10 protein-coding genes are annotated in these 12,067 nt (G+C 73.4%); 6 read left to right on the forward strand and 4 right to left on the reverse strand.

Features of this window, described 5'->3' with window-relative positions; translation table 11 throughout:
- Nucleotides 1-25 precede the first annotated feature (25 nt).
- A complete protein-coding gene (locus EDD29_RS19400) occupies nucleotides 26-1,606 on the forward strand; it encodes a GMC family oxidoreductase (protein ID WP_211359799.1) in 1,581 nt (526 codons plus the stop codon).
- Nucleotides 1,607-1,609: 3 nt separating this feature from the next.
- On the opposite strand, the gene EDD29_RS19405 is transcribed toward EDD29_RS19400, so the two are convergent.
- Nucleotides 1,610-2,380, reverse strand: a complete 771-nt coding sequence (locus tag EDD29_RS19405; protein ID WP_246052857.1) for a DUF3152 domain-containing protein — start codon at nucleotides 2,378-2,380, stop codon at nucleotides 1,610-1,612.
- 110 nt (nucleotides 2,381-2,490) lie between these two features.
- Nucleotides 2,491-4,047: a long-chain-fatty-acid--CoA ligase gene (locus tag EDD29_RS19410; protein ID WP_123665770.1), complete on the reverse strand. Its 1,557-nt coding sequence runs from the start codon at nucleotides 4,045-4,047 to the stop codon at nucleotides 2,491-2,493.
- 187 nt (nucleotides 4,048-4,234) lie between these two features.
- Between EDD29_RS19410 and EDD29_RS19415 the strand changes: the two genes are divergently transcribed.
- The gene (locus EDD29_RS19415) at nucleotides 4,235-4,540 is read left to right on the forward strand and encodes a GNAT family N-acetyltransferase (RefSeq protein WP_123665771.1); all 306 of its coding nucleotides are present in this window, start codon (nucleotides 4,235-4,237) and stop codon (nucleotides 4,538-4,540) included.
- 52 nt (nucleotides 4,541-4,592) lie between these two features.
- Here EDD29_RS19415 and EDD29_RS19420 read toward each other — a convergent pair whose 3' ends face one another.
- A complete protein-coding gene (locus tag EDD29_RS19420) occupies nucleotides 4,593-6,035 on the reverse strand; it encodes an MFS transporter (RefSeq protein ID WP_123665772.1) in 1,443 nt (480 codons plus the stop codon).
- 403 nt (nucleotides 6,036-6,438) lie between these two features.
- Here EDD29_RS19420 and EDD29_RS19425 point away from each other — a divergent pair, with 403 nt between their 5' ends.
- Nucleotides 6,439-7,026: a TMEM165/GDT1 family protein gene (locus EDD29_RS19425; protein ID WP_123665773.1), complete on the forward strand. Its 588-nt coding sequence runs from the start codon at nucleotides 6,439-6,441 to the stop codon at nucleotides 7,024-7,026.
- Nucleotides 7,027-7,067: 41 nt separating this feature from the next.
- Here EDD29_RS19425 and map read toward each other — a convergent pair whose 3' ends face one another.
- Entirely contained in the window at nucleotides 7,068-7,835 is a 768-nt protein-coding gene (map, locus tag EDD29_RS19430) for a type I methionyl aminopeptidase (protein WP_123665774.1), read from the reverse strand.
- A gap of 58 nt (nucleotides 7,836-7,893) precedes the next feature.
- Here map and EDD29_RS19435 point away from each other — a divergent pair, with 58 nt between their 5' ends.
- The 3 genes from EDD29_RS19435 (at nucleotide 7,894) to EDD29_RS19445 (ending at nucleotide 11,585) form a co-directional block, all read left to right on the forward strand.
- Nucleotides 7,894-8,160: a helix-turn-helix domain-containing protein gene (locus tag EDD29_RS19435; RefSeq protein WP_123665775.1), complete on the forward strand. Its 267-nt coding sequence runs from the start codon at nucleotides 7,894-7,896 to the stop codon at nucleotides 8,158-8,160.
- Between the two features lie 92 nt (nucleotides 8,161-8,252).
- Nucleotides 8,253-8,981 carry a GNAT family N-acetyltransferase gene (locus tag EDD29_RS19440; RefSeq protein WP_123665776.1) on the forward strand — a complete coding sequence of 243 codons (729 nt, stop codon included), beginning with the start codon at nucleotides 8,253-8,255 and terminating at the stop codon, nucleotides 8,979-8,981.
- 174 nt (nucleotides 8,982-9,155) lie between these two features.
- Nucleotides 9,156-11,585, forward strand: a complete 2,430-nt coding sequence (locus EDD29_RS19445) for an FdhF/YdeP family oxidoreductase (protein WP_123665777.1) — start codon at nucleotides 9,156-9,158, stop codon at nucleotides 11,583-11,585.
- Nucleotides 11,586-12,067: the final 482 nt, after the last annotated feature.

Consider the following 12,067-nt stretch of genomic DNA (forward strand, 5'->3'; position numbering starts at 1 on the left):
AAGGGTACACCGGATGTTTGATTACGTGGTGGTAGGTGCCGGTTCGGCGGGGTGCGTGCTCGCGGCGCGCCTGTCGGCGGATCCGAAGGTGAGCGTCCTGCTGGTCGAGGCCGGCGGGTCGGACCGCAACCCGATGTTCCACATCCCGAAGGGGTTCGGGCTGGCGATGACCGATCCGAAGGCGGCATGGCTGTACCCGACGGCGCCGTTCGGGCCGCGCGCGACGAACGAGGTCTGGCCGCGGGGGCGGGTGCTGGGCGGGTCGAGCGCGATCAACGGGATGGTCTACAACCGGGGGCAGCGCGCGGACTGGGACGCCCTGGTGGAGCTGGGGAACAAGGAGTTCGGGTGGGACGCGGTGCTGCCGGCGTTCCGGGCGATGGAGGACCACGCGCTGGGCGGGTCGCAGACGCGCGGTGCGGGCGGGCCGCTGAAGGTGGGGGGCCCGGCGGGTCCCGAGCCTCTGTGCGAGGAGATGATCGCGGCGGGGGCGGCGCTGGGGCTGCGGGTGACCGACGACGCGAACGACGCCGACGACGAGCGGATCGGGTACTCGATCGCGACGATCCACAAGGGGCGGCGGGTGAGCGCGGCGCGGGCGTTCCTGCGTCCGGCGATGGGGCGGCCGAACCTGAAGGTGGCGACCGGTCAGACGGCCACGCGGCTGCTGCTGGAGGGCGAGCGGGCGGTCGGGGTGGAGGTGCGGGACCGCAAGGGGGCGGTGCGCGAGCTGCGGGCGCGGCGCGAGGTGGTGCTTTCACTGGGCAGCCTGAACACGCCGCGGCTGCTCCAGCAGTCGGGGATCGGCCCGGCCGCGGTGCTGAAGGAGGCCGGGGTCGAGGTCAGGGTCGAGCGGGAACTGATCGGCGCGGGCCTGCGTGAGCACCGGTGCCTGGTCGCCAAGTACCGGCTGCGCGACGACGTCGGCTACAACCGGCACCTGTCGTCACCGCTGCGCCAGGCGGTGACGGGCATGCGGTACCTGGCGACGCGCAAGGGCCCGCTGGCGACGCCGGCGTACGACGTGATCGCGTTCGTGAAGTCCGACCCGTCACTGGAGCGGCCGGACGGGCAGCTGCTGCTGGGGCCGATGTCGCCGCGGACGTTCGAGGCCGGCGAGAAGGTCGCGGTGGAGAGCGAGCCGGGGCTGAGCTGCGTCGGCGTGGTGCTGCGGCCCGAGGCGACCGGCCGGGTCGCGATCACGTCCGCCGACCCGGACGCTCCCCTGCTGGTGGATCCGAACTACTTCGGCGACGCGCGCGACCGTGCCACGGGCGCCGCGGTGTTCCGGCGGATGCGCGAGCTCTTCGAAGCCGAGCCGATCGCGTCGCGGATCGCGTCCGAGACGCTGCCGGGCCCGGCCGTCGCGACGGACGAGGAGATCGTGGAGGCGTCCCTGGACCGGGGGTACTGCGGGTACCACGCGGTCGGGACGTGCGCGATGGGACCCGAGGAGGAGGCCGTGGTGGATCCGCTGCTGCGGCTGCGGGGCGTCGAAGGGGTCCGGGTGGTGGACTGCTCGGTGCTGCCGACGATGGTCGCGGGGAACCTGAACGGTCCGATCATGGCGATCGCGTGGCACGCCGCCGACCTGATCCGCGGGTAGCGGCTACCGGTCGGCGCGGCCGGGGTGCGGCCAGGGGTTCGGGTCGCAGCCGTAGAGCGACTTGGTCTGCTGGACCATGACGGGGGCGGCGCGGCCGGGTCCCGGGCAGGTGGTGTGCCCGTGGCCCAGGCCGTGGCCGACCTCATGGCTGATGAGGTACTCGCGGTAGGTGGCGATGTCGCGGCCGTAGGACGGGGCGCCGGTGTTCCAGCGGTCGGCGTTGATGACGGCGCGGCCGCCCTGGAAGCAGGACAGGGCGAGGCCGACGTCGAGGGGCAGGCAGCGCTGCCGGGCTTCGGCCGGGCTGGTGAGCGAGACGCGCAGGTCCACGGGGCCTTCGGCGACGCGAACGAAGCGGTGGCCCCAGCCGCGGGGGTCGTTGAGGATCAGGTGAACGGCTTCGGCGAACTCGGCGGGGGTGTAGGGCAGGCCGCGTTCGACTTCGACGAGGTAGCGGACCGTGGTGCCGTCGCCGTCGTGCGCCTTGGCGGTGCCGGGGGCGGTCTTGTAGGCGCCGTCGGCGTGCGTGGGGACCATGCGCGGGAGCGGCTGGAGGCGTCCTGCGGCTTTCGTGGGCGTCGGGGTGGGACCGGGCGCGGGCGTGGATGCCGCGGTCGGGGTCGCCGACGGCGTCGTGGGCGCTGCGGCCGGGGTGCGCGCGGGATCGCCGGGTCGGGCGATGAGGGCCGCGGCGACGGTGGCGGTGATGACGATGGCGATTCCGGCCGGAACCCGCAGGGAGCGCACGAGGGGTCGTTCTTTCTGGTTGATCACTGAGCGTAAGCGATCTTACCCGTGCCGATGGGGTGCGCGAGCCGGGAATACACGGGTGGGTCCGGTGTGCCCCGCGCCGCCCGCCTCCCGGCGGGCGGCGCGGCGGCGGGTCAGCCGGAGTGGGCGGCGCGCAGCTCGTGCTTGAGCACCTTGCCCGAGGCGTTGCGGGGCAGGGCGTCGACGACGACGAGCGCGGTCGGCTTCTTGTAGGAGGCGAGGCGGTCGCGGCAGAAGTCGGTGAGGCTCTCCAGAGTGGGGGCCGGTGCTCCGGCGCGGGTGACGACGACGGCCAGGGGCGTCTCGCCCCACTTGGGGTGGGGGACGCCGATGACGGAGACCTCGCCGACGCCCGGGTGGGCGGCCAGGACGTTCTCGACCTCGGCGCAGTAGATGTTCTCCCCACCGGAGATGATCATGTCCTTCTTGCGGTCGACGACGTAGAGGAAGCCCTCCTCGTCGGCGCGCACCAGGTCGCCGGAGTGGAACCAGCCGCCCGCGAAGGCCTCCGCGGTGGCGGCGGGGTTGTTCCAGTAGCCCTGCATGGTGGAGGGGCCGCGGTAGACGATCTCGCCGACCTCGCCGGGGGCGACGTCGTTCATGTCGCCGTCGACCACCCGGGCGGACACGGTGGGGATGGGCCGGCCGATGGAGCCGATCTTGCGGAGGGCGTCGGCGGCGTCGAGGGCGCAGGTGACCGGGGACATCTCGGTCTGGCCGAAGACGGCGACGTTGGCGGCCTGCGGGAACGTCGCGGCCATCCGTTCCAGGAGGGTGACGGTGGCGGGCGCGGCGCCCCAGCTGATGATGCGCAGGCTCCCGGCCCGGCTGGACGCCGAGGGGTCGTCGCACAGGAGCTGCCACTGGGCGGGGACGAAGAACGCGTTGGTGACGCCCTCGCCGTCGATGAGGTCCAAGGTGGCGGCGGCGTCGAACGCGCCGCTGGGAACGATGACGGTGGTGGCGCCGATGAGCAGGTGGGGGGCGAGGCAGCCGACGGCCGCGATGTGGAACAGGGGCGAGGCCAGGAGGCCGACCTCGTCGTCGCCGAACAGCCGCCAGTGGCGGATGACGGTGAAGGACTGCATGAGCAGGTTGAGGTGGGTGAGCATCGCGCCCTTGGGGGCTCCGGTGGTGCCGGAGGTGTACATGATGAGGGCGGTGTCGGTGTCGGCGACCTGGACGGTGGGCGGCAGTGCGCCCTCGGCGAGCAGGGTCGCGTAGTCGAGGGTGCCGGGGACGTCGGTGGGCCCGGCGACGACGAGCGCGGCGACCGGCGCGGAGGCGCGGGCCTCGGCGGCGAGGGGCGCGAGGGCCGCTTCGGTGATGAGGGCCTTGGCGCCGGAGTCGGTGATGATGTGCACGACTTCGGGGGCGGTGAGCCGGAAGTTGACGGGCACGCCGATGGCGCCGAGGCGGCTGATCGCCAGGAGGGTCTCGGCGAACTCGGGCCGGTTGGTCATGAGGATGGCGACCCGGTCGCCGTGGGTGACGCCGCGTGCGTGGAGGGCGCCGGCGAGGGCGGTGAGGCGGGTGTGGAGGTCGCGGTAGGTGGTGGAGGCGCCTTCGAAGCGGAGGGCGATCCGGTCGGGGCGGCCGTGGGCGTGGCGGGCGACGCTGTCGACCCAGTGCGTTCCGGCCCCGTCGGGGCGCTGCGCGGTGGAGGTCATGGGACGTCTCCCTTTCTTCGGCTGACGGGTGCGGCGTCAGGTGGTGCGTGCTGGTCGTGCGCTACCGGGTCGGTAAGTGCTTACGTGCATGATGCACCCATGGCTCGGGAGACGGAAATGCGAGGTGCCCGCAGAACAGGCAAAATGTCCCCGCAAGCCTTATCTGTGATCTTTGTGAGGAGCCCCCGTGGCCGAACCCGTCATCACCGACGCCCCCGAACGCGAGCGGTTCGAAGTCCACCTCGACGGCGTCCTCGCCGGATTCGCCGAGTACATGCGCGGCCCGTCCCTCGTCGTCTACCCGCACACCGTCGTGCACCGCGAGCACGAGGGCCGCGGCCTGGGCTCCGCGCTGGCCCGCGCCGTCCTGGACGACGCCCGGGCGCGCGGCCTGAAGGTCCTGCCGACCTGCCCGTTCATCGCCGCCTACATGGCCGCCCACCCCGGGTACTCCGACCTGCACTACCGGGCCCGCAGCGTCGTCGTGGACTAGCGGGCCCGATCCGCCCGGCGGCCGGCCCCGCCGGGCGGATTGGAAACGCGGACTAGCCCTCGGCGGGGACGGGCGCCGCGGCCGGAACCGCGGCCTCGGGCACGGGGCGGGAGCGGCGGGGGACGGCCAGGACGGTCAGGGCCGCGGCGGCGCCCGTGCACGCCGCCATGATCAGCACGGTGCGCAGGCCCTCCTCGGACGGGACGGACAGCGGGCCGACCCGGGTGGTCATGTGGGCCAGGACGACGCCGACGACGGCCGAGCAGGTCGAGGTGCCCAGGGAGCGGGCGAGGGAGTTCAGGCCGTTGGCCGCGGCGGTCTCGGACACCGGGACCGCCGCCATGATGAGCGCGGGCATCGCGGCGAACGCGAACCCGACCCCGATACTGATCACCAGCGAGAACACCACCACGCCCCACGCCCACGCCATCAGCGGCAGCGCCAGCAGGTACCCGGCGCTGATGATCAGCGCGCCGGCGAGCAGGGACGTGCGGGGGCCGTGGCGGCGCGAGACGCGGGCGGCGAACGGCGAGACGGCCATCATGCCGAGCCCGCCGGGCGCCATCCACAGGCCCGCCTCGGTCATCGACAGGCCGAGGCCGTAGCCGGTGGACGGGGGGAGCTGGAGGATCTGCGGGGTGACCAGCGACATCCCGTACATGGTGAAGCCGATGAGGATGGAGGCCAGGTTCGTCACCAGGACCTGGCGGCGGGCGGTGGCGCGCAGGTCCACCACGGGCGCGGCCACCCGCAGCTCCCACCAGGCCCACACGGCGAACGACACGGCGGAGAACGCGAACAGGGCGAGGGTCAGTGGCGCGTTCCAGCCCCAGTCGCCGCCCTTGGAGATCGCCAGGAGGAGCGGGAGGAGCCCCGCGGTGAGGCCGAGCGCGCCCAGGTAGTCGAAGCGGCCGCCCGCGCGCAGCGGGGACTCCGGGACGAGGAACGCCACGAGGCCCGTCATGATCGCGCCCGCGCCCGCCGACACCCAGAACAGGGCCTGCCAGCCGGTGTGCTCGGCGATCACCGAGGCGATCGGCAGGCCGAGCGCGCCGCCGACGCCCAGGGAACTGCTCATCAGCGCGATGGAGGTGCCCAGACGCTCGGGCGGCAGCACGTCGCGCATGACGGAGATGCCGAGGCCGATCACGGGCAGGCCGAGGCCCTGCAGGGTGCGGCCGATGACGACGGGCCACAGGGACGCACCGATCGCGCACACCAGGGACCCCGCGGTGAGCAGGAACGTGCAGGCCAGGAGGATGCGGCGTTTGCCGTAGAGGTCGCCGAGGCGGCCGGCGACCGGGGTGGCGACCGCGCCCGCCAGGAGGGTCGCGGTGATCGCCCAGGAGGCGTTGGCGGCGCTGGTGTGCAGGATGCGCGGCAGCTCGGGCAGGATCGGCACGACGAGCGTCTGCATGAGGGAGACGGTGATCCCCGCTCCGGCAAGGACGGCGACGACGACCCGCGGGCGCGCCGCGGCGGTGGACTCGCTCAAGTTCGCTCCACGAGTGGGGGGATCACGCGGACCGCGCCATCATATGCATGATGCACATCCGGCCCCGCGGGCGGCCCCCGCCCGAGGCGGGCCCCGTCGGACGGGCAGGTCGGGGCGGAGGGGCGCGACGGGCACGGGGCCGCCGCGCGGGTGAAACCGGAGGTTGCGGGGTGCCCTACACTGGATACCGCGAAGGGGAGTAGTCCCGCGATACCGGTGTGTCGACATACTGGCCGTCTTTGGCGGCCCGGCCATCGGGCCACCCGCTCAGGGTGGTGGACGAGACCTTCGGCAAGGCATGACCGGCGCCCGCCGTTCGACGGGCGTCATCGTCGTGCCGGGCCGAACGGTGTCGTCTCCCCCGGGGGTTCCGTGAGGTCCGGCACCTCCGGAAAGACAGCGCATGTCCTTCGATTTCCTCGCGATGTTCACCGCGTTCGGCCTGATCTTCCTGGCCGAACTCCCGGACAAGACGATGTTCGCGTCCCTGGCCATGGGCACGCGCATGAAGCCCCTGTACGTGTGGTTCGGCACGTCGACGGCCTTCATCGTGCACGTGGCGATCGCCATCGGCGCGGGCAGCCTCCTGGGCCTGCTGCCCGAACTCCTGGTGAAGCTGGTGTCGGCGGCCCTGTTCGGGTTCGGCGCGTTCCTCCTGCTGCGCGGGGACGGCGGCGGCGACGAGGCCGACGAGGCGGGCGGCGGCAAGATCGTCACCGGGTTCTGGCCCGTCTACACGACCGCCTTCATGGCGGTGTTCATCAGCGAGTGGGGCGACCTCACCCAGATCACCACGGCCAACCTCGCCGCCACCAACCCCGCCCTGCCGACCGCGATCGGCGCCGCCGCCGCCCTCATGACGGTCTCGGCGCTGGCCCTGCTGGTCGGCAGGTTCATCGCCAAGCGGGTGCCGCTGAAGGTCGTGCAGCGGATCGGCGGCGTGTGCATGCTCGGCCTGTGCGTGTGGACCCTCATCGAGGCGTTCGTCTGATCCGGCCCGGGCGGCGCCCGGCGTCGGCCGCCCGGCCCCTGCTACAGCAGGGTGAGGATCTGTGGGCCGTCCTCGGTGACGGCGACGGTGTGCTCCACATGGGCGGCCCTGGACCCGTCGGAGGTGCGCAGGGTCCAGCCGTCGGGGTCGGTGCCGTAGAAGTCGGAGCCGCCCGCCATGAGCATCGGCTCGATCGCGAGGGTCAGGCCCGGCTTGAGGGGGTAGCCGCGGCCCGGCTTGCCCCGGTTGGGCACGTGCGGGTCTTCGTGCATGGTGCGGCCGATGCCGTGGCCGCCGAAGTCGCGCGGCATGCCGCAGCGGGCGTCCTTGGCGACGGCGCCGATCGCGGCGGAGATGTCGCCGATCCTGGCGCCCGCCACGGCCGCCGCGATACCGGCGTGCAGTGCCGCCTCGGTGCGGGCGATGAGCTCGACGTCCTCGGGGCGGGGCGTGCCGACGGTGAAGCTGATGGCGGCGTCGCCCGTCCAGCCGTCCAGGTGGGCGCCGCAGTCGAGGCTGACGAGATCGCCGTCGCGCAGCCTGTAGGCGGTGGGGATGCCGTGCACGATCGCGTCGTTGACCGAGGTGCAGATCACCGCGGGGAACGGGGTGGGCGCGAACGACGGCCGGTAGCCCAGGAACGGGGAGGAGGCCCCGGCGTCCTGGAGCACGGCGCGGGCCGCCTCGTCGAGTTCCAGGAGGGACACGCCGACCGCCGCGGCGTCCCGGGCCGCGGCCAGGGCCCGCGCCACGACCCTTCCGGCCTCCCGCATCCGCGCCAGATCCGCCCGGCTCTTCATCTCCACCATCGCGACACTCCCGCCACTCGACTGGACCAATAGTTATACCGGTATTAGTATCACGTCCATGGTGCGACCACCCCTGACCCCGCAAGAGCGGCTCCGCGGCGAACTCCTCGGCGAACTCCTGCGCCGTGCCCGCGGCCCCCGGCCCATGACCGAGATCGCCGCGCGCGCCGGCATCTCGCCCGAGACCCTCCGCAAGATCGAGACCGGCCGCGCCCCCACCCCCGCGTTCTTCACCATCTCCGCCCTCGCCGGAGCCCTCGACCTGTCCCTCGACCAGATCGCCGAGGCGACCGGCACGCCTGCCGTCCAGCCCCGCGCCTCCTGACCCGCGCCACCGCCGTGACCACGGGCACGGGACGTCCGCGCGGGCACGGCGGGCCGCCCCGTAGCCTTGCCGGGACCTGACAAGGAGGAGCGATGCCGCTCAACGCCCACGGGCAGCCCATCGGCGATCCGCTGCCCGGCTGGGAGCCGCGCCGGCCGCCCGGACCCGTCGTCCTGGAGGGGACCCGGTGCCGGGTCGAGCCCCTGGACCCCGCGCGGCACGCCGCGGATCTGCACGCGGCCTACCGGAGCGCGCCCGACGACCGCGACTGGACGTACCTGACGGCCGGCCCGTTCGCGACCGCCGCCGACTACCGGGCCTGGGCCGACGGCGCCTCCCGCAGCGCCGACCCCCGCCACTACGCCGTGGTCGCCACGGACTCCGGCCAGGCCGTCGGCACGCTCGCGCTGATGCGGCAGGACCCCGCACACGGCGTCATCGAGGTCGGCGGCATCGCGTTCTCCCCGCCGATGCGCCGGTCGCCCCTGTCCACCGAGGCTCAGTTCCTTCTGATGTCCTACGTCTTCGACACGTTGGGCTACCGCCGCTACGAGTGGAAGTGCGACAGCCTCAACGCCCCCTCCCGCGCCGCCGCCGAACGCCTCGGCTTCACCTTCGAGGGCGTCTTCCGGCAGGCCGTCGTCTACAAGGGCCGCAACCGCGACACCGCCTGGTACTCCCTCCTGGACCGTGAATGGCCCGCCGCGAAGCGCGCCTTCCGCACCTGGCTCGCCCCCGCCAACCACACCCCCGACGGCCGCCAAATCCAGCCCCTCGCCGCCCTGCGCACACCCGGCACCCGGACGGCCACCGAAGGCTGACGGCCGCGGCGTGGGGCGCTCGTCGACCGCTGACGCGGCCTTCGCCCGGCAGCGCCTTCCGCGCGCCGCGCCCTCCCCGGTGGGGCGTCTCCGTGGGGGTGCGCCGGGGATCTTGCGGGAATCTTGGCGGGGTCCGGGGCGTAGCGGGGTGCGGGTCCGGCGAGGGAACCGGACATGAGCGAGCGGGACGAGTCGGGCAAGCGCGACGAATTCGGGATCGGCACGGCGGGGGAGCCGAATCCCGGGCGGGGGCCGCACCGGGGCGGCGGGTTCACGTTCCGGCCCGACACGCACCCGACCGCCGGATGGGGCGCGGCCCGCAGCGTCGGCGAGGTCCTGTACCGCACCCGCGAGCCCCTCGCCGGTACCGGGGCGATCCTCAAGATGAACCACGAGGACGGCGGGTTCGACTGCCCCGGCTGCGCCTGGCCCGACGACCAGCACGGCCTGAGACTCGACATCTGCGAGAACGGCGTCAAGCACGCCACCTGGGAGATGACCCATCACCGGGCGGGCCGCGAGTTCTTCGCCGCGCACACCGTCACCGAGCTGCGCGGCTGGAGCGACCACGCGCTGGAGGCCGCCGGGCGCCTCACCGAGCCGATGGCCTACGACCCCGCCACCGACCGGTACGTCCCGATCGGGTGGGATGCGGCGTTCGCGACCGTCGGCGAGACCCTGCGCGGCCTCGCCTCCCCGGACGAGGCCGCGTTCTACACCTCCGGGCGGCTGTCGAACGAGGCGTCGTTCCTGTACCAGCTGTGGGTGCGCGAGTTCGGCACGAACAACCTGCCGGACTGCTCCAACATGTGCCACGAGGCCAGTGGAAAAGCCCTGGAGGCCTCCATCGGCACCAACAAGGGCACCGTCGACCTCGACGACTTCGACAAGGCGGAGGCGATCTTCGTCATCGGCGCGAACGCCGCTTCGAACGCGCCCCGCATGCTCACCGCGCTCGCCAAGGCCTACCGCAACGGCGCCGACATCGTGCACGTCAACCCGATGGTCGAGGCGGCCTCCCGCAAGACGATCGTGCCGCACGAGTTCGTCGCCATGGGCACCCTGCACGCCACCCCGACCGGCACGATGTCGATCCAGCCGCGGATCGCCGGGGACCAGGCGTTCCTGCGCGGCCTCGCCAAGGCCCTGCTGGAGATGGCCGCCGCCGACCCCGGCGCGCTCGACACCGAGTTCCTCGCCCGCCACACCGACGGCCTGGCCGCCTACCGGTCCCTGGTCGAGTCGACCCCGTGGGCGCTCATCGTGGACGAATCCGGCGTGCCCGAGGCCGTCATCCGCGCCGCCGCGCGCGTCTACCGCGCCTCCAGGCGGACGGTCATCGCGTGGTGCCTCGGCATCACCCAGCAGGAGCACGGCGTCGACACCATCCGGGAGATCGCCAACGTGCTGCTGCTGCGCGGCAACATCGGCACCGAAGGCGCCGGAGCCTGCCCCATCCGCGGGCACAGCAACGTGCAGGGAAACCGGACCTGCGGCATCGACCACCACCCCGGCGCCGACTTCCTCGACCGGCTCGCCGAGGTCTGCCGCATCACCCCGCCCCGCACGCCGGGCCTCGACGTCGTCCGGACCCTCCAGGCCATGGGCGAAGGCCGCGTCAAGGCGTTCGTGGCGCTCGGCGGGAACTTCGCGCTCGCCGTCCCCGACACCGTCCGCAGCGCGGAATCCCTGCGCGGCCTCGACCTGACCGTCCAGGTCAGCACCAAACTCAACCGCAGCCACCTCGAACACGGGCGGCGCGCCCTCATCCTGCCGTGCCTGGGCCGCACCGAGCGCGACATGCGGCCCGGCGGCGTCCAGGGCGTCACCGTCGAGGACTCCATGAGCATGGTCCACCTGTCGATCGGCCGGCGCGACCCCGCCTCGCCCCATCTGATGTCGGAGCCCGCGATCCTCGCCGGGATGGCCCGCGCGACCCTCCCGCACAGCGCCACCCCCTGGGAGGACTACGCCGACGACTACGACCGCATCCGCGACACCATGTCCCATGTCCTGTACGGGTTCGAGGACTTCAACCGGCGGGTCCGCCGCCCCCACGGGTTCCGGCTCGCCCAACCCGCCCGCGAACGCGTCTGGCGCACCCCCACGGGCAAGGCCGAGTTCGCCAGCGCGCCGCTCACCCCTGCCGTCCCGCCCGCGGGACACCTCGTGCTGGCCACCGTCCGGTCCCACGACCAGTGGAACACCACCATCTACACCGACCACGACCGCTACCGCGGCCTGGCCAACCTGCGCACCGCGCTGTTCCTCAACCGCGCCGACATGGCCGAACGGAACCTCGCCCCGCACACCCTCATCGACATCACCTCCATCGCCCGCGACGGCACCCGCCGCACCGTCCACGGCTACACCGCCCTGCCCTACGACCTCCCCCGGGGCAGCGCCATCGGCTACATGCCAGAACTCAACGTCCTGTGCGCCACCGGCGACTTCAGCACCCAGAGCGACCAGCCCCTGACGAAACACCTCCTCATCACCATCGCCCCCTCCCACCCCGCCGCCGCCCCCGCCGACCTGACGGCCGAACCGCTGTCCGCCCCCGCCGACCGAACCGCGGCCCACGTCCACGACAACCCCGGTTGAGCGCCCCCGGACGGCCGCTTCACGGCCTGTCCGGATGCCTCTCGTCCCGTGCTCGTGCCACCAGGAGACGCAGCGCCTCGGTGAGGTGGCCGACGGCGTGATCGGGGCCGCGTTCGGGAAGCGGCCAGGGGCGCCCCCGGCCGATCCAGCCGGTCGGGGACGCGCAGCAGCGCGGCGTCCGACCGAGCGCGCCCGTTCCGCCCGCGCAGCCGTCGGCAGGGCGACGAAGCGGGGCGCGGGCCGGCCAGGACATCGGCCGGCCGGTACAGCGCCGCGCTCCGGACCGAGGGGACCCAGTTCGTGGCGTGCACCGCGAACAGCGGCAGGAGGTCCTCTTCCTTCGGCAGCAGCCGGACCGCCCGCTCGTGGACCCTTCCATCGGAGGCGCAGGCGCTGATCGCCAACGCCGGCGGAGTCTCGGCCCGCCCGGCGGCCCGCACCACCACGTCGAGCGCGAGTCGCCGGCGCGGCTCGGCCAGCGG

The sequence above is a fragment of the Actinocorallia herbida genome (genome assembly GCF_003751225.1).
GTDB classification, from domain to species: domain Bacteria; phylum Actinomycetota; class Actinomycetes; order Streptosporangiales; family Streptosporangiaceae; genus Actinocorallia; species Actinocorallia herbida.

Coding starts and splice junctions, on each gene's coding strand:
- EDD29_RS19445 (WP_123665777.1), top strand. CDS start 9,156: ATGAGCGAGCGGGACGAGTCGGGCAAGCGCGACGAATTCGGGATCGGC.
- EDD29_RS19425 (WP_123665773.1), top strand. CDS start 6,439: ATGTCCTTCGATTTCCTCGCGATGTTCACCGCGTTCGGCCTGATCTTC.
- EDD29_RS19410 (WP_123665770.1), bottom strand. CDS start 4,047: ATGACCTCCACCGCGCAGCGCCCCGACGGGGCCGGAACGCACTGGGTC.
- EDD29_RS19435 (WP_123665775.1), top strand. CDS start 7,894: ATGGTGCGACCACCCCTGACCCCGCAAGAGCGGCTCCGCGGCGAACTC.
- map (WP_123665774.1), bottom strand. CDS start 7,835: ATGGTGGAGATGAAGAGCCGGGCGGATCTGGCGCGGATGCGGGAGGCC.
- EDD29_RS19440 (WP_123665776.1), top strand. CDS start 8,253: ATGCCGCTCAACGCCCACGGGCAGCCCATCGGCGATCCGCTGCCCGGC.